Raw genomic sequence first — 18,281 nt, forward strand, 5'->3', positions numbered from 1 at the left:
GCTACTGTGAGCGCAAACATTCAGAGGACAAAATGATGGAACCAGTGAACTGGGGAATCCTTGGCGCGGCGAATTTTGCAGCGAGCTACATGGGGCCCGCGATCCATGCCGCCCGGGGCGCCCGCCTGGCGGCGCTTGGCACTTCAGATCCTGCAAAAGCGGATCGGTTTTTGGCCTTTGCGCCGGATCTGCGGGTGCACAGCAGCTATGACGCTCTGCTGTCAGATCCGGATATCGATGCTGTGTATATTCCGCTGCCCAACCACCTGCATGTGGAATGGTCTCTCGAAGCCCTCGAAGCCGGCAAACATGTGTTGTGTGAAAAGCCCATGACGCTGCAGGCAGATCAGTTTGACCGCCTGATTGCTGCGCGGGACAAGAGCGATCTCCTGGCGGCAGAAGCCTTTATGATTGTGCACCACCCGCAGTTCGTACGCGCCAAGGAACTGGTGGCCGAAGGAGCCATCGGAACGGTGCGGCACGTGGATGCGGTGTTTTCCTATTACAATGCTGATACCGGGAACATCCGTAACCAGGCTGGTGCGGGCGGTGGTGGCCTGCCGGATATCGGCGTCTACACCTTTGGGTCGGTCCGGTACGTGATGGGTGAGGAACCGCAGGCCGTTCCATTCGCCCATATCGACTATGAGAATGGTGTGGACACTTTCGTACAGATGGCTGCGCAGTTCCCCGGCTTTACCTATTCAGCCGTGGTCTCCATGCGCCTGTTCAACAGACAGGAAGTTGTGTTCCACGGAGACAAAGGCGTGTTGCGCGTCACCTGTCCGTTTAATGCCGGTGTGCATGATCAGGCGGAACTGAGTATTGAAACCGCGGGCCAGGTGCGGCGCACAGAACGGTTTCCGGGCGTCAATCACTACGTGCTGCAGGTCGAGGCCTTTTGCCGGTCAGTCCGGACAGGCGAGGCCTATGCGTGCCCGCTTGAATTCTCAAAGGGCACGCAGGTTATGATGGATATGACGTTTGCTGCGGGCGGGAAGGGCGCTTAGCCCTCCATCGCCTCCAGCTCGTCGATGAAGCCTGAGATCATGCTCAGGCCCTTGTCCCAGAAGGCCGGGTCAGAGGCATCAAGACCAAAGGGTGCCAGCAGTTCTTTGTGATGTTTGGAGCCACCGGCTTTCAGCATCTCAAAGTACTTGTCTTCAAATCCTTCGTCGCCTTCGGCATAGACCGCATAAAGCGCGTTCACCAGACCGTCGCCAAACGCATAGGCGTAGACGTAGAACGGTGAATGTACAAAGTGCGGAATATACGCCCAGAAGGTCTCGTAGCCGTCCATATAATCAAAGGCGGGCCCAAGGCTTTCGGCCTGAACGGACATCCAGAGCGCATTGATGTCATCAGGTGTCAGTTCACCGCCGCGCCGCGCATCATGCAGTTTGCATTCAAAATCATAAAACGCGATCTGGCGCACGACCGTGTTGATCATGTCTTCGACCTTGCCTGCCAGCAGGACCTTGCGTTGTGCATCATCCGTCGCGTTGTCGAGCATCTTGCGGAAGGTCAGCATCTCGCCGAACACCGATGCGGTCTCGGCCAGTGTCAGCGGCGTGGATGACAGCATTTCGCCCTGACCTGCCGCCAGGACCTGGTGCACGCCGTGACCCAGCTCGTGGGCCAGCGTCATGACATCGCGGGGTTTGCCCAGATAGTTCAGCATCACATAAGGATGCACGTTGGTCACCGTGGGATGCGCAAATGCGCCCGGTGCCTTGCCCGGTTTCACTCCTGCGTCGATCCAGCCATCGGTGAAAAACGGTGCCGCAATTTCGCCCATGCGCGGGTCGAAGGCATTGTAGGCGTCCATGACCATCTTTTCGGCCTGGCTCCAGCCGACCACTGAGGTGTCTTCCATTGGCAGGGGCGCGTTGCGGTCCCAGACCTGCATGCGGTCCAGCCCCAGCCATTTGCGTTTGAGCTCGTAATAGCGATGGCTCAGGCGGGGATAGGCGTCGACGACCGCATTGCGTAGGGCTTCGACCACTTCCGGCTCGACCTGGTTGCTCAGGTGCCGCCCGGTCTGGGGCGTTTCCATACCACGCCAGCGGTCCATGATTTCCTTTTCCTTGGCCTGTGTGTTGTGAACGCGCGCAAAGGTTTTGATGTTGCTGCCAAATACATCCGCCAGTTCGCGCGAGGCGGCCTCGCGTTTTGCGCGGTCTGTGTCGGTCAGCAGGTTCAGCGTGCCTTCGATATTCAGTGGCTCGCCGTCCACTTCGAATTCCAGCCCGGCGATGGTCTCATCAAAGAGGCGCTCCCAGGCATCACCCACGACACCAAGGTCGTGCAGGAACTTCTCCATCTCATCACTGAGCTGGTAAGGCTTCATCGCACGGATACGGTCAAAGACGGGCTTGTAACGCGCCAGGTCTGCATTCTGGGCGTACAGACCATCGAGATGGTCATCCTCCAGACGGTTGATCTCAAGCGTAAAGAACACCAGCGGGGTTGTGAAATTCGTGATTTTTTCCTGGTGGTCGGACATGAATTTGGCACGTCCGGCGTCGGTGGTCAGCTGGTAATAGCGCAGCCCGGCAAAGGACATAATGCGTCCGGCAACCTGATTGATTTTTTCCTGACGCAGCACGCACTCCAGAAACCCGGCGGCATCCAGACCTTCGAGCTGGCCTTCGTAATCTGAGGCAAAACTGCTGCAAGCCTGCTCCAGCCAGTCCAGATCGCGCTTCAGCTCCGGTGCATCCTCGCCTGCATAAAGGTCATCGAGGTTCCATTCCGGCAGGTCACCCAGCGGGGCGGCTGCGCCGGATGCATTGGCGTCGCGGACAGGAAAGGGCAGGTGAAACATGGGCGGTCCTCATCAGTGTTTGGTCTTAGGTAAGGTGCGCCTGCGCCTGGGGCAAGCGGGCAGCACCGGATCAGTTGTCAAAGCCGAAAAGCAGCGCTGGATTGTCGACCAGTATCCGCTGACGGGTGGCCGCATCCGGAACAACACGGTCCAGAGCGTCCAGAAGGGCAGCCGCACTAGCCGGCATGGCCGCATCGGCCAGCATCAGATACGGCCAGTCCGATCCCCAGAGGCACCGTTCCGGATTTGCCGCGATCAGCGCCGCCACGAGGGCGTCTGTCCGGTCATAGGGGGCAGGGCACATGCGGTAGACAGCGGAAAGCTTGACCCAGGCACGCCCTTCGGCGAGCAGCGCGCAGAGTGACTGAAAGCCGGGGGTGTCCGCGCTCAGCCCGTCCGCGGGCCATCCGATGTGGTCGAAAACGACGTCTGTGGGCAGGTAACGGACATCATCCGCAATCTGCTCCAGGTGTCTGTCCGAATGCGCCAGCATCTGGATGTGCAGGCCGCGTTCGGCCAGAGCAGGCGCCATCGCCCGGGCGCCATCCCAGGTCAGAACCCCGCCATGCACATAGTTCAGCCGGACCGCGGACATGCTGCGGGCAACGAAATCATCCATCTGTGCCTCCGTTGCGCCATCCGGCAGGAGGCCCACACCGCGAAATCCGTCGCCAAGCCGGCGCACTGCCTCAAAGGTGACCGCATTTTCGGTGCCATGCAGGATCGAATGCACAATGACGCCGCGCGTGCATCCAAGAGCGCTGAGATGCGCGCGGTAAAGATCCAGCCATTCCTCAAAGGTGACGCCGTGCACCGGGTCCTCGACACGGTTTTCCCAAAGCGGGTATTCACCACCGGCCGTCACAATATGAACATGGGTGTCGCAGGCTCCGTGCGGCACAGGGTGTTGCGGGGCGCGCGGGTCGGGTGGCATGTCTGCCATGGGTTTTGCGGTGTCAGCCATAAATGCGCAGCATGTCCTTCAGATCGTCCAGAGTGTTCGCTTCCTGCACCGGTTTGTCCCTGCGCCAGCGTGACATCCGGGGGAACCGCAGTGCCACACCGGATTTGTGACGGGGGCTTTCCTGGATGCCTTCGAAGGCGATTTCAAACACATGGTGCGGTGTCACCTGACGCACCGGACCAAAGCGTTGCAAGGTGTTTTTACGCACCCAGGCCGTGATTTCGCGGAATTCCGCGTCCTTCAGGCCGGAATAGGCCTTGGTGAACGGCACCAGGTCGTTCCCGTTCCAGACCGCAAAGGTGAAATCGGTGAACAGATTTGCCCGCCGTCCGTGCCCGGACTGGGCGTAGATCATCACGGCATCAATCGTGAGCGGGTCGAGTTTCCATTTCCACCAGTCGCCCTTTTTCCGGCCAGCGAGATAGGGGCTGTCTGCGCGTTTGAGCATGACGCCCTCTGCCTGCTCTGACCGCGCCTCTGCCCGCAGATCTGCGAGATCCTCCCAGCTGTCGAAGGACAGTTGCGGGGACAGGCGTACTGGGGCGTCCGCCGGCATATCACCGCAGGCATTTTCCAGCAGCGCCCGGCGACTGGCAAAGGGTTGGTCACGCAGATCGCGGCCCTCCCATTCCAGCAGGTCATAGGCGTGCAGCACCACCGGGGCCTCCGTCAGCAGCTTTTTGGGCACGGTTTTGCGCCCGATCCGTTTCTGCAGGACGTTGAAGCTCGCCGGGCTGTCGGATGCCGCCTTCCAGACCAGCAGTTCACCGTCCAGCACTGTGCCGTCGGGCAGAAAATCGCAGGCACGTGCCAGTTCGGGAAACCGTTCCGTCATCAGCTCTTCGCCGCGCGACCAGACAAAATATCCGCCATCCCGCAGGATCAGCTGCCCACGTATGCCGTCCCATTTCCATTCCGCCCGCCAGTCGGCGACCGGGCCAAGTGCCGCAGGTTCATTTTCCAGCGCATAGGCCAGATAAAAGGGGTAGGGGCGGGAAGCATCCGCGCCCGGGTCGTCCGCCTCGATCAGGGCGTTCCAGTTGGACGTGTCGGGTTGCCAGTTGCCCATCAGCCGGTGCGCCAGTTCGGCTTCTGATTTTCCGGTGGCCCGTGACAGGGCGCGCGTCATCAGTTTCTGGCTGACCCCCATGCGGAACCCGCCGGTGATGAGCTTGTTGAACACGAACCGCTCGGCCCCGCCCAGTGCCTGCCATGCATTCCGGACGAATGTGCGCCTGCTGTCCTCGTCCACATCGGACAACGCGCGCAGCTCATTGATCCAGGCGGTGAGCGACCGGTCATCGCGTGTCTCACCCGGTGGCAGCACAAGGGCAATGGTTTCGGCAAGGTCGCCGACAATCGGATAGCATTCCTCGAAGAGCCAGAGCGGGATACCGGCCATATCGGCCCCCCATTCGCGCAGGCGGGTCGTGGTCACCGCGCGTTTCGGCCGCCGACCCGAGAAAAGCGCGATTGTCCAGAGCCTGTCATCCTCCGGGGCCTCGTTGAAATACCGGGCAAGTGCGTCGACCTTTACGGTCGTTTTTGTGCTCTGGTCGATGGCGCTGAAGAGTTCGGCAAACTGCTTCATGCGCCGTCCTCCGTGTCATCGTCGCTGTCCCCGAATTCAGTCGGCACGATCTGCGCACGCCACCCGTTTTCGCTCAGATAGCGGCTGAAAATCTCTGTATACCCATGTGTTACATAGATATTTTCAGCCCCGGTCTCGCGGATCGCCCCGAGCAGCCCATGCCAGTCCGCATGGTCGGAAATGACGAAGCCGCGGTCGCCCGCCCGTCTGCGCCGTACGCCGCGCAGCTGCATCCAGCCACTGGCAAAGGCACTTTCCTGTGGCCCGAAACGCCGAGCCCAGGCGCTCCCGAGTGCTGACGGCGGGGCCAGCACAATGGCACCGGGCCAGTCTTTGGGTTTGAGGTCCGCGGTTGCCTGAACGGTTTCCGGCAAGTCAATCTTCTGCTCGCGCAACACGCGGTTTGTGGCCTCAACAGCGCCATGCGTGAGGATGGGTCCGGTCTCGGGATCAAGCAAACTGAGCAGGCGTTGTGCCTTTCCGAGCGCATAGGCGCCCAGAAAGGCCGTTTTGCCATCAGCCGCACAGCGGGCCCACCAGTCATTGATCTGCCGGGCGACTGTTTGCTGCGGCTGCCAGTTGAAAACCGGCAGACCAAAGGTGGATTCGGTGATGAAGTGGTGGCATTGCACCGGTTCAAAAGTCTCCGAAAGCCCGTCGGCCTCGGTTTTATAATCACCTGAGGCAACCCAGACCTCACCATCCACAGCGACGCGGATCTGTGCGGAGCCGGGAACGTGGCCCGCAGGATGAAAGGAGACATCCGCTGTGCCAATGCGGATGCTTTCCCCAAAGTCAATGCCCTGTGCAGAGATATCGCCCAGCCGATGCCGCATTACGGGCAGGGCAGCATGTGTGGCCAGGTAGCTGTCATGGCCGGGGCGGGCATGATCTGCGTGCCCATGCGTGATCAGAGCACGGTGCACGGGCCGCCAGGGATCAATGAAGAAATCCCCTGCGGCGCAGTAGATGCCTTTTTCCGTGAAAGTCAGAACCGGTTCCCGAGCCATAAGAACCAACTTAGCAATGCGTCGCGGTTTGCCCAGACCTCAGGTGCCCGCGCTCTTCCTGAAGTGCGCAGTGATGCGGTTAAAGAGCGGCTCAGTTCGTTCGGCGCTTTCCATCAGCACCTCGTGCTCTCCGGGGTCTACTATCTGCAGCTCGCCGCGCGGCCAGGCGTCCATGCGCCGGTGGATGGCAGGCACGTCGACAATGCCTTCGTTGCTGCCAAGCAGCGTCAGACAGGGCAGGCCGGGCGATGGTCTGCCCTGGAGGTGCCGCGTCTCGCGCAAGGCTTCCCGCAGCCAGATATAGCTTGGCCCGCCCAGTTCCATTTCAGGATGCGCCGTGAGTTGCTGGTGCATGATCTCAAACTGTTCCGCGTCGCGTGTCAGGAGGTTGGTTTCAAGGTCTGTTGTCAGAACATGGGCCCGTGGGGACGATCCTGGCGGCAACAGGTGACCCCGGCCGATCACAGGCATGACGTGTCCAAGCACGTGAGCGAAAGGCCGGATGTGGGGTTTGAAAAATATGCCCCACATGGGCCCCGAGAAGGTTACGGCCTGAACGCCCAGGCCCTCCATAACGGCCCGCAACCCGATGGCGCCACCCATGGAATGGGCCAGCAGATAAAGGGGGCGTGGCAGACTAAGCTGCCGGACCGCGCGCATCAGGGCTGCGACGTCTTTCTGATAGTCGATGAAACTGTCGACATGGCCAACCAGCGGGTCATCCAGCATCCTGTCCGACAAGCCCTGACCGCGCCAGTCGATGGCGACTGAGGCCAGACCGCGCTCCGCAAAGGCAGCCGCGATCTGCCCGTATTTCTCAATGAATTCCGTGCGGCCCGGAAAGATCAGGACTGTTCCTTCCGCCCCGTCGAGCGGCCAGTGCCCGACGCGTATGCGTTTTCCGTCGCCCGCCGTTACCCAATAAGCTGCCCCGCCCTCAGGACCGTGACTGATGTCCGTGTAAAAAGGAGCGGGGCTGAGGTCCATCAGGCCAGAACCGAGGCCAGTTGCATGGCAAGCCCCATGTCGCCGTCGACAGAAAGCTTGCCGGACATGAAGGCAGAGGTTGGGTTTGTGTCGCCTTCGAGGATGGAGCGGAAGGTATCCGCGTCAGCGCTCAGCGTGACATCGGCCGGTTCGTCGGCGGCGCGGGCACCGGACGCGTCCATCATCACGGCCCCTTCGCCTGAGATGTCGAATTTTGCCGTGCCGCCGAAATCAGCGCCACTCAGCTTTTCATTCAGTGCCGCAACGGCTTGATCTACGATATCGCTCATTTGTGAGGCCCTTTTGCCCTGTGGCGCGTACCGGGGTCTGGATTTGCCGGCTGCGCCTGTTACATTCCAGACTGTTATGGGCATCAATCTTCTCAACCTCAAATCTGCCGTTACGGCAATTTTTGTTTTTGTTGTGTTTTCTGTGCCGCTCCAGGCGCAGGAGCGTGAAGCGGAACTGTTGGATCAGCTGGCTGAGGCCAGCGAATCGGATGCGGCGCGGCTGGACCGCGAGCTGGGCCTTTTGTGGGACCGGTCGGGGTCACCGGCGATGGATCTGCTGCTCAGCCGAGGACGCGAGGCGATGGAAGCAGAAAATGTCCGTCTGGCGATCGAACATTTTACGGCGCTCACGGATCATGCGCCGGATTTTGCCGAAGGCTGGCATGCCCGCGCAACGGCCTATTTCCAGGCAGATCTTTACGGGCCGGCACTCGATGACCTTCAGCGCGCCCTTGCGCTGAACCCAAATAACTACAATGCCATTTTCGGTCTCGGCGTTATGTTCCGGGAATTCGGCGACTATGAGCGCGCGGCACAGGCATTTGGCCAGGTGCTGGACTTGCATCCCCATCATGAGAACGCCACAACTGCACTCGAACAGCTCAGACGCGAAGGCATTGGCTTCACGCTCTGACCGTGGCTGACTGAGGATACTGCTGTGGCAGGTGAAGAGCGGGTTGTGGCCGTCCTGGGCCCGACCAACACAGGTAAAACCACTTATGCAATCGAGCGCATGCTGGGGCACCGCACAGGTGTGATCGGCCTGCCGCTGCGCCTGCTGGCGCGTGAGGTATACGACCGGATCGTTGCGTTGCGTGGTCCCTCTGTTGTGGCGCTCGTCACCGGCGAGGAGCGCATCGTGCCCCCGCGCACCCAGTACTGGGTCTGTACGGTCGAGGCGATGCCGGACGGGATGGGATGCGATTTTCTGGCGGTGGATGAAATCCAGCTCTGTGCCGATCCGGAACGCGGTCACGTCTTTACGGACCGTCTGCTGCGTTCTCGGGGCCTGCATGAGACGCTGTTTCTGGGCGCTGATACCATGCGCGGCCCGATCCGGGAGCTGATCCCCGGTGCTCAGTTCATCCAGAGGGAGCGGATGTCCGATCTGACGTGGATTGGACAGAAAAAGATAAGCAGGATGCGTCCACGTAGCGCAATCGTTGGGTTTTCGGTTGAGAATGTATATGCGATCGCGGAGCTCATCCGCCGTCAGAAGGGCGGCGCAGCGGTCGTGATGGGAGCGCTGAGCCCGCGCACGCGCAATGCTCAGGTCGAGATGTACCAGAATGGCGAGGTGGACTATCTGGTGGCCACGGATGCCATCGGGATGGGGCTGAACCTGGACGTTGATCACGTCGCCTTTTCGGCGCTCAGCAAGTTTGACGGACGCCGCATGCGGCCGCTGGCCCCGAACGAACTGGCGCAGATCGCCGGTCGCGCCGGGCGGGGCATGAAAAACGGCACCTTTGGTGTCACAGGTGATGCGCGGCCGCTGGACGAGGAAGTGTTGCGCGCGATTACGGACCACCGTTTTACGCCTCTGAAGAAACTGAACTGGCGCAACCATGCGCTGCAGTTCGGCAGCATTGACCGGCTGATCGCCTCGCTTGAAACCCCGCCACAGGACGAAATCCTCGTCCGGGCGCGTGAAGCGGACGATCTGGGCGCGCTGCGGGCGTTGGGGCAGGTCGCAGAGGTTTTTGCGCGCTGTTCTGACGGACCATCGGTGCGCCTGCTCTGGGATGTGTGCAGAATTCCGGATTTCAGGGGGATCAGCCATGCCGAACATGCCAGCCTGCTGGAGCAGATTTTCTGTTTTCTGCATGAAAACGGCCAGGTGCCGCAGGACTGGCTGGCACGACAGATCAGACGGATTGACCGGACGGACGGGGACATCGATGCGTTGTCGAGACGCCTCGCGTTTATCCGCACATGGACTTACGTGGCTCAGCGCAAAGGCTGGACAGGTGACGAAAGCCATTGGCGTAACGAGACACGTTCTGTAGAAGACCGATTGTCGGATGCGCTGCACGAGCGTCTGACCCAAAGATTCGTAGACCGGCGCACATCCGTGCTCTTGCGCCGGCTCGGCCAGAAGGAAGCCATGGTGGCAGAAGTATCGAATACCGGCGAAGTGACCGTCGAAGGTGAATTTGTAGGGCGGCTGGAAGGGTTCCGGTTCAGCCAGGACAAGGGTGCCGGCGGCGCCGAGGCGAAGACGATTAAGACGGTGGCGCTGCAGGCGCTGGCGCCGCAGTTCCATCTGCGGGCCGACCGTTTCTACAATGCGCCGGACACAGAGATCGACTTTACCGAACAGGGCGGTCTGATGTGGGGCAAAGACGCCGTGGGCAAACTGGTCGCGGGACCCGATGCGCTGCGTCCGCAGGTGGAAGTCTTTGTCGACGATGTTGCCGGGCCGGAAGTTGCGCAGAAAGTGCAGCGTCGTCTGCAGCACTTTATTGATCGCAAGATTGCCGCCCTTTTTGAGCCGCTGATGAACCTCAGCCGTGATGAAACGCTGATCGGCCGTGCGCGCGGGTTCGGGTTCCGCATGGTCGAGGCTCTGGGTGTTCTGCCACGGGCAGAGGTGGCCGATGAGGTCAAAGCCCTGGATCAGGATGCGCGCGGCGCATTGCGCAAACACGGCATCCGTTTCGGGCAGTTCACGATTTTCCTGCCACTCCTGCTGAAACCGGCCCCCACGCGTCTGCGCCTTGTTCTGTGGTCTCTGACAAATGGACTGGGCGAGTTTCCTGAGGCACCGCCCCCGGGTCTGGTCACAATTCCGGCTGACAGCGGCGCGCCTGCGGGGGCTGACACGATGTCGGGCTACCGTATCGCCGGTGAACGCGCGATCCGGATTGATATGCTGGAGCGTCTGGCAGATATGCTGCGGGCCGAGAACACCCGTGCCGGCTTTGAGGCGTCTGCCGATATGCTGTCGATCACAGGGATGACGCTCGAACAGTTCGCGGATCTGATGCAGGGCCTTGGGTACAAGGCAGAAAAGGGCGAGCGGGACAGGGTGAAGCCCGAGCAGGCAGCTTCTGGCGCTGCCGAAGGGGCTGAGGTCTCAGAAGAGACTGCACCGGAGAGCGAAAGCGATACATCCGCCGAACCAGTTCCGGCGACTACAGATGAAGAAGCCGCACCAGCGAAAGACGCAGAATCTGCAGCAAACACTGGAGATGCGGCAGAAGCAGCCGACGCGAGCGAGCCCGACGCGCCCGAAAAAGAAGTTTTCTTTACCTTTACATGGGGACGTCAGAACCGTGGCGGGCAGCAGGGCCAGCGTCGTGGCGGAGACCGCGCGCCGGGCAAGGGCAAACCGAAGGGCAAGGGCAAGCGTGGCGGCCCGCAGGACGGCAAGGGCCAGCGGGCGCAGAAGTTCTCGGCAAAACCATCGAGACAGGAAAAGAAGATTGATCCGGATAACCCGTTTGCTGCCGCGCTGATGGGTCTCAAGGACAACAAGTGAGTGGCTGAAAAGCTGCGGCTCGATAAATGGCTCTGGCACGGGCGGTTTTTTAAAACCCGGTCGCTGGCAGCCACACGGGTCGCAGCCGGCGACGTGCGCGTCAACGGAAACCGGGTTGAAAAGCGCAGCACCATGGTGTCACCGGGCGATGTTCTGACCTTCGCGCAGGGCAAAACCATCCGCGTGATCCGCATCGAAGCTCTGGGCACCCGGCGTGGTCCGGCCCCCGAAGCGCAGGCGCTTTACGAGGATTTGTCGCCGCCAGAGCCCCGTTCACAGAAAAGTGCTCCTGAAAACCCGGCCTTTGAAGGAAAAGGTCGCCCGACAAAGCGTGATCGTCGCATTCTTGATCTTTCCCGGTCCCGCTCTCTTGAATGATCCCGGCTGCTGATTTAGCTAACCTTCAGATTTTGCCCGGAACCGCATCACATGACCTATATCGTCAACGACAGCTGCATCGCCTGCAAATACACCGACTGCGTCGAAGTCTGCCCGGTAGATTGTTTTTACGAGGGCGAGAACATGCTGGTGATCCACCCGGACGAGTGTATCGACTGTGGTGTATGCGAACCGGAATGCCCGGCAGATGCCATCCGTCCGGACACTGAGCCGGATATGGAGAAATGGGTCGAGTTCAATCGTAAGTATTCCGAACTCTGGCCGGTTATTATCACCAAAAAAGACCCGCTGCCTGAGGCCGAAGAGCGTGACGGTGAGCAGGGCAAACTGGAGAAATACTTCTCCGAAGCGCCAGGCGAGGGCGGCTGACCAGCAAGCCCGTTTGATTCGCTTCACGGGCGAATCGACAAGAATCAGCTAAGCAGCGGGTTTTATGTAACTTTCCCGCAACTTACGCAGCGGTAGCTTTCGCTGCGGCCGATTCTGTGATATAGTGTTGGAACAAACAAAATAACGGATGCCGTCTTTCCGCGCTTTCACCAGCCTGCGGACACTTAAAATTCTGTCCAGTCACACCCGCATGCAAGGGCTGCCCGCCCTGCCTGGTGTGTTTTTGACTGTTCACAGTGGCCGGATGTTCACCCGTTTGACGAGGAACAATGAATGACAAAATCGAAGAAACTTGATTTCCGCCCGAATGAATTCGTCGTGTATCCGGCCCATGGTGTGGGTCAGATTCTGTCGATCGAAGAACAGGAAGTGGCCGGTATCACGCTGGAGCTCTTTGTTATCTCCTTTGAGAAAGACAAGATGACGCTGCGGGTGCCGACGCACAAGGCGACGGAAATCGGGATGCGGGCGCTGAGCTCGCCTGACGTTATTTCCCACGCGATGAAAACGCTGAAGGGCAAAGCCAAGGTCAAACGGGCGATGTGGTCGCGCCGTGCTCAGGAGTATGAGCAGAAAATCAACTCCGGTGATCTGATCGCGATTGCCGAGGTGGTCCGCGATCTGCACCGCACCGATGATCAGCGCGAACAGAGCTATTCGGAGCGTCAGCTCTATGAGGCAGCGCTTGAGCGTCTGACCCGCGAAGTCGCAGCTGTAAGTGGTGGCGATGATCTGGCAGCGGCCAAGCAGGTGGGCGAGGTTCTCGAAAGCCGCGTCGCGGCCTGATCTGCAAAGATTGCTTCAGTTTCAGCCGTCCCGGAACGTCCGGGGCGGTTTTTTATTGCAGCAATATCAGCAGCAGACACAGGGCCGTCAGTTCGCTCACCTGCTGTGTGGCACCCAAGACATCCCCGGTCTGACCTCCGATCCGGCTCCGCGCCAGCCACGCCATGAAGGCGGCAGCCAGGGCAACACTCACGCTTGCCGCCACAGCGGGCGCGCCGAGCAGCAGAATGGCCAGAACAAGCGCGATGATCATTCCGGCGAATACACGTGGCCGCGCCGGCCTACCTACGGAATGAGATAAACCAGCGGCGCGCGCGTGTGGCAACAGCGCCATAAGAACCGGCATGGCCGCGCGCGACAGAACAGCCGCTGCGATCAGTGCGCCGGGGCTGATCACGAGCAGGGCAGACCATGCGAGCCACCTCAGCCCCGTCACAAAGATCAGCGCGAGCGTTCCGTAAGAGCCAATCTGGCTGTCTTTCATGATCTCGAGGCGTCGTTCTGTCGAATACGCGCCCCAGAACCCATCCGCCACGTCGGCGAGCCCATCTTCATGCAGCGCGCCGGTCAGGACAGTCAGCAGCGCCAGCCCGATCCCGCTGGCAACGGACACCGGTAGTCCGAGCGACAAAAGTGACAGAGCGGCGAAACCGGCGATGGAAGCCGTCACCAGCCCCACCAGCGGATAGGCCCACACGGCCTGCGCACCCCGGGCAAAGGCACTGTCAGGCAAATGCGGCGTCGGAAGGCGGCTGAGCAGCGCGAATGCCAGCACGATCTCAGTCACAACGGGGGGTAGGTGTCGGTTTTCATCCCTCTGGGGCCTCATCCCGTCTTGCTGGAGGTGTGGCAATGGTTAAAGAGGGGGGACGACCCATGCAAGCCGGAGGATCCCGCATGACTACAGCTTTTTCTGATCCGGGGGGTTCCGTGCTCTGCTGGCCGCGCAACCCGACGCTGTGGCTGATGCGGCGGGGGCGGCTGCAGCCCGAAACGGGCAGCTCACCAAACCACCGGGCGCGCTGGGGCGGCTGGAAGACCTCGCAATCTGGTACGCGGGGTGGCGTGGAACGGACCGGCCATCAGTCGATGCGCCGCAGGTCATTGTTTTTGCGGGAAATCATGGTGTTGCCGCGCGGGGTGTCTCCGCGTTTCCCCCAGAGGTCACAGCGCAGATGGTTGCCAATTTCGAACATGGCGGTGCTGCGATCAATCAGCTGGCGCGCACGTTCGGTGCTCGTCTCGACGTGATCGCCCTGGCTCTGGAGACACCGACTTCGGATTTCACCCAAGCCCCCGCGATGACAGACGCAGAGCTGACCGAGGCTCTGCTGAGCGGCTGGAACGCGGTCGACGCGGACGCTGACGTGCTGGTTGTGGGCGAGATGGGCATCGGCAACACAACATCGGCAGCTGCAATTGCGGCTCTGCTGCTGGGAGGCGATGCGGCCGACTGGACCGGTCGGGGCACCGGTGTGGATGATGCAGGCCTCGCACTCAAGACCACTGTCGTGTCGGAAGCCACAGCACTTCATGCCGGTGCGTCGGATGGTCTCGATGTGCTGCGGCGCGTGGGGGGGCGTGAACTGGCAGGGATGGCCGGCGCCATTGCCCGGGCGCGGGCGCTGCGTATTCCTGTTCTGCTGGATGGTTTCATCTGCACTGCAGCGGCGCTGACACTGGAAAAAACAGTCGCGGGCGCGCTGGATCACTGCGTGGCAGGGCATCTGAGCGCCGAGGGCGCGCATGCCCGGATGCTTGAAGCGCTGGGTAAGGAGCCGTTGCTGTCTCTTGGGCTGCGTTTGGGTGAAGCCTCAGGCGGCGCGCTGTCGCTGGGTGTCCTCAAAGCCTCCGTGGCGTGCCTGAGCGGGATGGCAACCTTCGCAGAAGCCGGTGTCTCTGACGCTTAGGACCCGCCGCCGGACGCTGCGACCTTCTTCTCTTCGCTCTCCCGGCTGAGAAACGCGGTCTCCAGCTCTTTCTGCAGCTCTTTGGCCTTGTCGATATAGGCCTGATTTTTGCTGGCAGGCACGCCGGGTTGCCACAATTCGGCCAGCTGGCGCACGGAATGCCGGTCGTGATGATAAAAGATCCGTTCGGCCTCGCTCGCCTCGTAGTCACTCAGCCCCATGTTTTCGAGAACATAGCGGCCTGCGCGCAGGGAACTGTCGAAAAGTTCGCGCACGATGTCATCAGCACCGGCCTGATAAAGGCGGTAGACATGCGTCCGGTCGCGCGCCCGGGCAACGATATGCAGATCAGGGTAGTTTTTGCGGGCGTATCCTACCAGCTTGATTGCAGCCTCGGGGTCATCCAGCGCCACCACCAGCACACGGGCCTCTGCAATCCCGGCGGCACGCAGGATGTCGGGCCGGGTCGGATCGCCAAGAAACCCCTTGAAGCCAAAGCGCCGCATCACCGCGATGGTCTCCATGTCATGGTCCAGCACAACTGTGTTGAACCCGCTGGCCTGCACCAGGCGGTTCACGATCTGGCCAAAACGTCCGATACCGGCAATAATCACCGGCCCTTCGGCGTCTATTTCATCGTCGGGGTGGTCGACGGTGCTTTCCTCCATGCGGCGGGACAGGACGTCATACAGAATGAAGAGAAGTGGCGTGATCAGCATCGACAGGGCGATCACAAGCAGCAGCGTTTCGGCAACATCCACCGGGATCACATTCTGCTGCACCGAAAAGGACACCAGCACAAAACCGAATTCGCCGGCCTGGGCAAGCCCGAGGGCAAAGAGCCACTGATCGCGTCCTTTCAGCCCGAAGGCGCGGCCCAGCACAAAGAGGATCAGGCCTTTGACAATAATGACGAGCAGCGCCATCGAAATAATGGCCGGCATGTTCCCGAAGAGCAGCGTAAAGTTGATACCAGCCCCGACTGTGATGAAGAACAGCCCCAGCAGCAGCCCTTTGAAAGGTTCAAGGTCGGTTTCCAGCTCGTGCCTGAATTCGGAGTTTGCCAGAACCACGCCCGCGAGGAACGCACCAAGAGCAGGCGACAAGCCGACCAGAGTCATCAGGAATGAGATGCCCACCACGATCAGCAGGGCGAGTGCGGTATACATCTCTCTCAGGCGCGAGGCGTGAATGTAACGGAACAGGGGGCGGGTGAAAAAGACACCGGCGATGACCACCGCGCCGATTGCCGCGATGGTAACCAGCGTGACACCCCATGCAGGCAGCCCTTCGACAAGCGACAGGGAGTGATGGCCGTCACCATGGTGACCGGCAGCGGCCTTGTCGACGTGGATCGAGCCGTCTGCTGCTATGTGCTGCGCGGGCAGCGTGACCACCAGCAGGGGCAGGAAAGCGAGGATGGGGATGACCGCAATGTCCTGTGTCAGCAGCACCGAAAAGATGCTGCGCCCGCCGCTGGTCTGCATCAGGCCCTTTTCAGACAGGGTTTGCAGAACGATCGCGGTGGAGCTGAGTGACAGGGCCAGACCAATGGCCAGACCGACGCCCCAGGGCTGGTTATAGGCGACAGCAATCGCCATCAGAGCGGCCGCACTGACGCCGACCTGCAGGCCGCCCAGCCCCAGCAGCCGGTGCCGCATATCCCACAGCGCGCGCGGCTCCAGTTCGAGGCCGATCAGAAACAGCATCATAACCACGCCGAATTCCGCAAAATGCTGCAGATCCTGGGTTTCGGAGCCAACAAGGCCCAGCACAGGCCCGATGATGATCCCGGCGGCAAGGTATCCGAGCACCGATCCGAGGCCCAGGCGGGCGGCGAACGGGACCGCAATCACTGCCGCGGCGAGGTATATCGAAGCCTGGTAGAGGAAGCCGTCCATGTGGTCTTTTCTCCCGGAAGGGCGGGTTTCAGGTGGGCAGGGGGCCATCCTGTTTGAGCTGGTCCATCACGATCTGGCTGTGCACCCGTGCAACAGACGGGTGCGCGAGGAGGACCTCGTGAATCAGTGCATTCAGGGCGGGAAGGTCGGCGCAGTACACACGCAGAAGATAATCCGCATCGCCGGTCATTGTCCATGCGCCGGTGATCTCCTGGCGGGTGTTCACAAGGCGCGCGAAGCTGCGCGCCTGTTCGGCGCCATGGGTGCCAAGATGCACCTGCACAAAACCCTGAACGTGCAGGCCCAGATGCAGCGGGTCGAGCCGTGCCTCATAGGCGCGGATATAGCCGTCTGCTTCCAGCCTCTGCCTGCGACGTCCGGCCTGGCTTGGCGAAAGGTTCAGCACATCCGCGAGCTGCTGTGCGGTCAGCTGGGCGTTTTTCTGCAGTTCAGCCAGGATACGTGTATCGACATGATCCAGCGCCATGATGCGGCCTCCGGTCGTGATTTCACCTTATTATGCGGGAAATGTGCAAAAAAATCTATAACGCACGAGAGAGATGCGCAGTTTCCCCGCCAGTTTTCAATGACAATGATGAAAGAATGCGCAGCCGCGCAGAAAACCGCCACGCAGGAGCATCATCATGGGACCTTTTCCGCACAACGCCCCCCGTTCGGTCATTTCGGAAGAAAATCCGGCGGGCACGGACGGTTTTGAATTTGTGGAGTTCGCCCACCCGGATCCACAGGAACTGCGCGAACTTTTTGAGCGGATGGGGTACACGCATGTTGCAAACCACCGGACACGCGCGGTTGAGCTCTGGCAGCAGGGGGATGTCACCTACATCCTGAACGCTGATCCGGAGAGTTTTGCTGCGGGTTTTGTCGCCGAACATGGTCCCTGCGCACCATCCATGGGCTGGCGCGTGGCGGATGCAGAAGCGGCCTGCCGTCAGGCCGTTGAGAAAGGCGCTGTCCGCTACGAAGGGCCGGGCAAAGCGCTGGATGTTCCGGCGATCTATGGCATCGGTGGATCATTGCTGTACTTCGTCGATCAGTATTACGACACCAGTCCCTACAACGAAGAGTTTGACTGGATCGCGACGTCAAAACCGGCGGGCGTCGGGTTCTGGTATCTCGATCACCTCACGCACAATGTGCACAAGGGTAATATGGACAAGTGGTTCCGGTTTTACGGTGACCTGTTCAATTTCCGTGAAATCCGCTTCTTTGACATCGAAGGCAAATACACCGGACTGCTCAGCCGCGCGCTGACCTCGCCCTGTGGCCGGATCCGCATCCCGATCAACGAAGACCGGGGCGAAACAGGCCAGATCGTATCTTATCTGAAAAAGTATAACGGCGAAGGCATCCAGCACATCGCTGTTGGCGCGCGCGATATCTATGACAGTACAGATGAGATTGCCTCGCGGGGGCTCAAATTCATGCCGGGGCCGCCGGAGACTTACTACGACCTGAGCTACGAACGCGTCACGGGTCATGATGAGCCTGTGGACCGGATGAAGAAGCACGGCATCCTGATTGATGGCGAGGGGGTGGTAGACGGCGGCGAGACCAGAATTCTGCTGCAGATCTTTTCAAAGACAGTGATCGGGCCGATCTTTTTCGAATTCATTCAGCGGAAAGGCGACGATGGGTTCGGTGAGGGCAACTTCAAAGCGTTGTTTGAAAGCATCGAACAGGAACAGATCATAGCCGGTGAGATCGCCGCAGAATAACGG

17 protein-coding genes are annotated in these 18,281 nt (G+C 60.6%); 8 read left to right on the forward strand and 9 right to left on the reverse strand.

The features are described 5' to 3' along the window. Positions 1 to 35 precede the first annotated feature (35 nt). Positions 36 to 1,010 carry a Gfo/Idh/MocA family protein gene (locus ACZ1HA_RS04190; protein WP_472715281.1) on the forward strand — a complete coding sequence of 325 codons (975 nt, stop codon included), beginning with the start codon at positions 36 to 38 and terminating at the stop codon, positions 1,008 to 1,010. Here ACZ1HA_RS04190 and ACZ1HA_RS04195 read toward each other — a convergent pair. The 6 genes from ACZ1HA_RS04195 to ACZ1HA_RS04220 form a co-directional block, all read right to left on the reverse strand. Beyond that, the gene (locus tag ACZ1HA_RS04195; RefSeq protein WP_472712980.1) at positions 1,007 to 2,827 is read right to left on the reverse strand and encodes a M3 family oligoendopeptidase; all 1,821 of its coding nucleotides are present in this window, start codon (positions 2,825 to 2,827) and stop codon (positions 1,007 to 1,009) included. The two genes, ACZ1HA_RS04190 and ACZ1HA_RS04195, sit on opposite strands and share 4 nt — an antisense overlap. Positions 2,828 to 2,897: 70 nt before the next feature. After that, positions 2,898 to 3,791, reverse strand: coding sequence for an amidohydrolase family protein (locus ACZ1HA_RS04200; RefSeq protein WP_472712981.1), 894 nt, complete (start codon positions 3,789 to 3,791; stop codon positions 2,898 to 2,900). Then, positions 3,784 to 5,382, reverse strand: a complete 1,599-nt coding sequence (locus ACZ1HA_RS04205; RefSeq protein ID WP_472712982.1) for an ATP-dependent DNA ligase — start codon at positions 5,380 to 5,382, stop codon at positions 3,784 to 3,786. Before ACZ1HA_RS04205 ends, ACZ1HA_RS04200 begins: the two co-directional genes overlap by 8 nt. Next, a complete protein-coding gene (locus tag ACZ1HA_RS04210; protein WP_472712983.1) occupies positions 5,379 to 6,392 on the reverse strand; it encodes a ligase-associated DNA damage response exonuclease in 1,014 nt (337 codons plus the stop codon). The genes ACZ1HA_RS04205 and ACZ1HA_RS04210 overlap by 4 nt, the downstream gene beginning before the upstream one ends. Before the next feature lie 39 nt (positions 6,393 to 6,431). After that, on the reverse strand, positions 6,432 to 7,379 hold the full coding sequence (locus ACZ1HA_RS04215) for an alpha/beta fold hydrolase (protein WP_472712984.1): 948 nt from the start codon (positions 7,377 to 7,379) through the stop codon (positions 6,432 to 6,434). Then, the gene (locus tag ACZ1HA_RS04220) at positions 7,379 to 7,669 is read right to left on the reverse strand and encodes an SCP2 sterol-binding domain-containing protein (protein ID WP_472712985.1); all 291 of its coding nucleotides are present in this window, start codon (positions 7,667 to 7,669) and stop codon (positions 7,379 to 7,381) included. Before ACZ1HA_RS04220 ends, ACZ1HA_RS04215 begins: the two co-directional genes overlap by 1 nt. Before the next feature lie 76 nt (positions 7,670 to 7,745). Here ACZ1HA_RS04220 and ACZ1HA_RS04225 point away from each other — a divergent pair, with 76 nt between their 5' ends. The 5 genes from ACZ1HA_RS04225 (at position 7,746) to ACZ1HA_RS04245 (ending at position 12,728) form a co-directional block, all read left to right on the forward strand. Beyond that, positions 7,746 to 8,303: a tetratricopeptide repeat protein gene (locus tag ACZ1HA_RS04225; RefSeq protein ID WP_472712986.1), complete on the forward strand. Its 558-nt coding sequence runs from the start codon at positions 7,746 to 7,748 to the stop codon at positions 8,301 to 8,303. A 24-nt stretch (positions 8,304 to 8,327) separates the two neighbouring features. Then, positions 8,328 to 11,153: a helicase-related protein gene (locus ACZ1HA_RS04230; protein ID WP_472712987.1), complete on the forward strand. Its 2,826-nt coding sequence runs from the start codon at positions 8,328 to 8,330 to the stop codon at positions 11,151 to 11,153. Beyond that, positions 11,154 to 11,531 (forward strand): RNA-binding S4 domain-containing protein, encoded by a 378-nt coding sequence (locus tag ACZ1HA_RS04235; RefSeq protein WP_472712988.1) that lies wholly within the window; start codon positions 11,154 to 11,156, stop codon positions 11,529 to 11,531. 51 nt (positions 11,532 to 11,582) lie between these two features. Further along, positions 11,583 to 11,921: a ferredoxin FdxA gene (gene fdxA, locus ACZ1HA_RS04240; protein WP_436397466.1), complete on the forward strand. Its 339-nt coding sequence runs from the start codon at positions 11,583 to 11,585 to the stop codon at positions 11,919 to 11,921. Positions 11,922 to 12,215: 294 nt separating this feature from the next. Then, on the forward strand, positions 12,216 to 12,728 hold the full coding sequence (locus tag ACZ1HA_RS04245) for a CarD family transcriptional regulator (protein WP_375228226.1): 513 nt from the start codon (positions 12,216 to 12,218) through the stop codon (positions 12,726 to 12,728). Between the two features lie 52 nt (positions 12,729 to 12,780). Here the strand turns inward: ACZ1HA_RS04245 and cobS are convergent, their stop codons facing one another. Next, positions 12,781 to 13,557 (reverse strand): adenosylcobinamide-GDP ribazoletransferase, encoded by a 777-nt coding sequence (cobS, locus tag ACZ1HA_RS04250; protein WP_472712989.1) that lies wholly within the window; start codon positions 13,555 to 13,557, stop codon positions 12,781 to 12,783. Positions 13,558 to 13,687: 130 nt separating this feature from the next. On the opposite strand from cobS, the gene cobT reads away from it, so the two are divergent. Then, complete coding sequence (gene cobT / locus ACZ1HA_RS04255) at positions 13,688 to 14,638, forward strand: nicotinate-nucleotide--dimethylbenzimidazole phosphoribosyltransferase (RefSeq protein ID WP_472712990.1); 951 nt, start codon at positions 13,688 to 13,690, stop codon at positions 14,636 to 14,638. Here cobT and ACZ1HA_RS04260 read toward each other — a convergent pair. Beyond that, positions 14,635 to 16,539 carry a cation:proton antiporter domain-containing protein gene (locus tag ACZ1HA_RS04260; protein ID WP_472712991.1) on the reverse strand — a complete coding sequence of 635 codons (1,905 nt, stop codon included), beginning with the start codon at positions 16,537 to 16,539 and terminating at the stop codon, positions 14,635 to 14,637. The genes cobT and ACZ1HA_RS04260 overlap by 4 nt on opposite strands. A gap of 28 nt (positions 16,540 to 16,567) precedes the next feature. Continuing rightward, on the reverse strand, positions 16,568 to 17,026 hold the full coding sequence (locus ACZ1HA_RS04265) for an Lrp/AsnC family transcriptional regulator (RefSeq protein WP_375228223.1): 459 nt from the start codon (positions 17,024 to 17,026) through the stop codon (positions 16,568 to 16,570). 157 nt (positions 17,027 to 17,183) lie between these two features. Here ACZ1HA_RS04265 and hppD point away from each other — a divergent pair, with 157 nt between their 5' ends. Further along, positions 17,184 to 18,278, forward strand: a complete 1,095-nt coding sequence (hppD, locus tag ACZ1HA_RS04270; protein WP_472712992.1) for a 4-hydroxyphenylpyruvate dioxygenase — start codon at positions 17,184 to 17,186, stop codon at positions 18,276 to 18,278. Positions 18,279 to 18,281 lie beyond the last annotated feature (3 nt).

It is taken from the genome of Roseobacter sp. S87 (genome assembly GCF_055693285.1).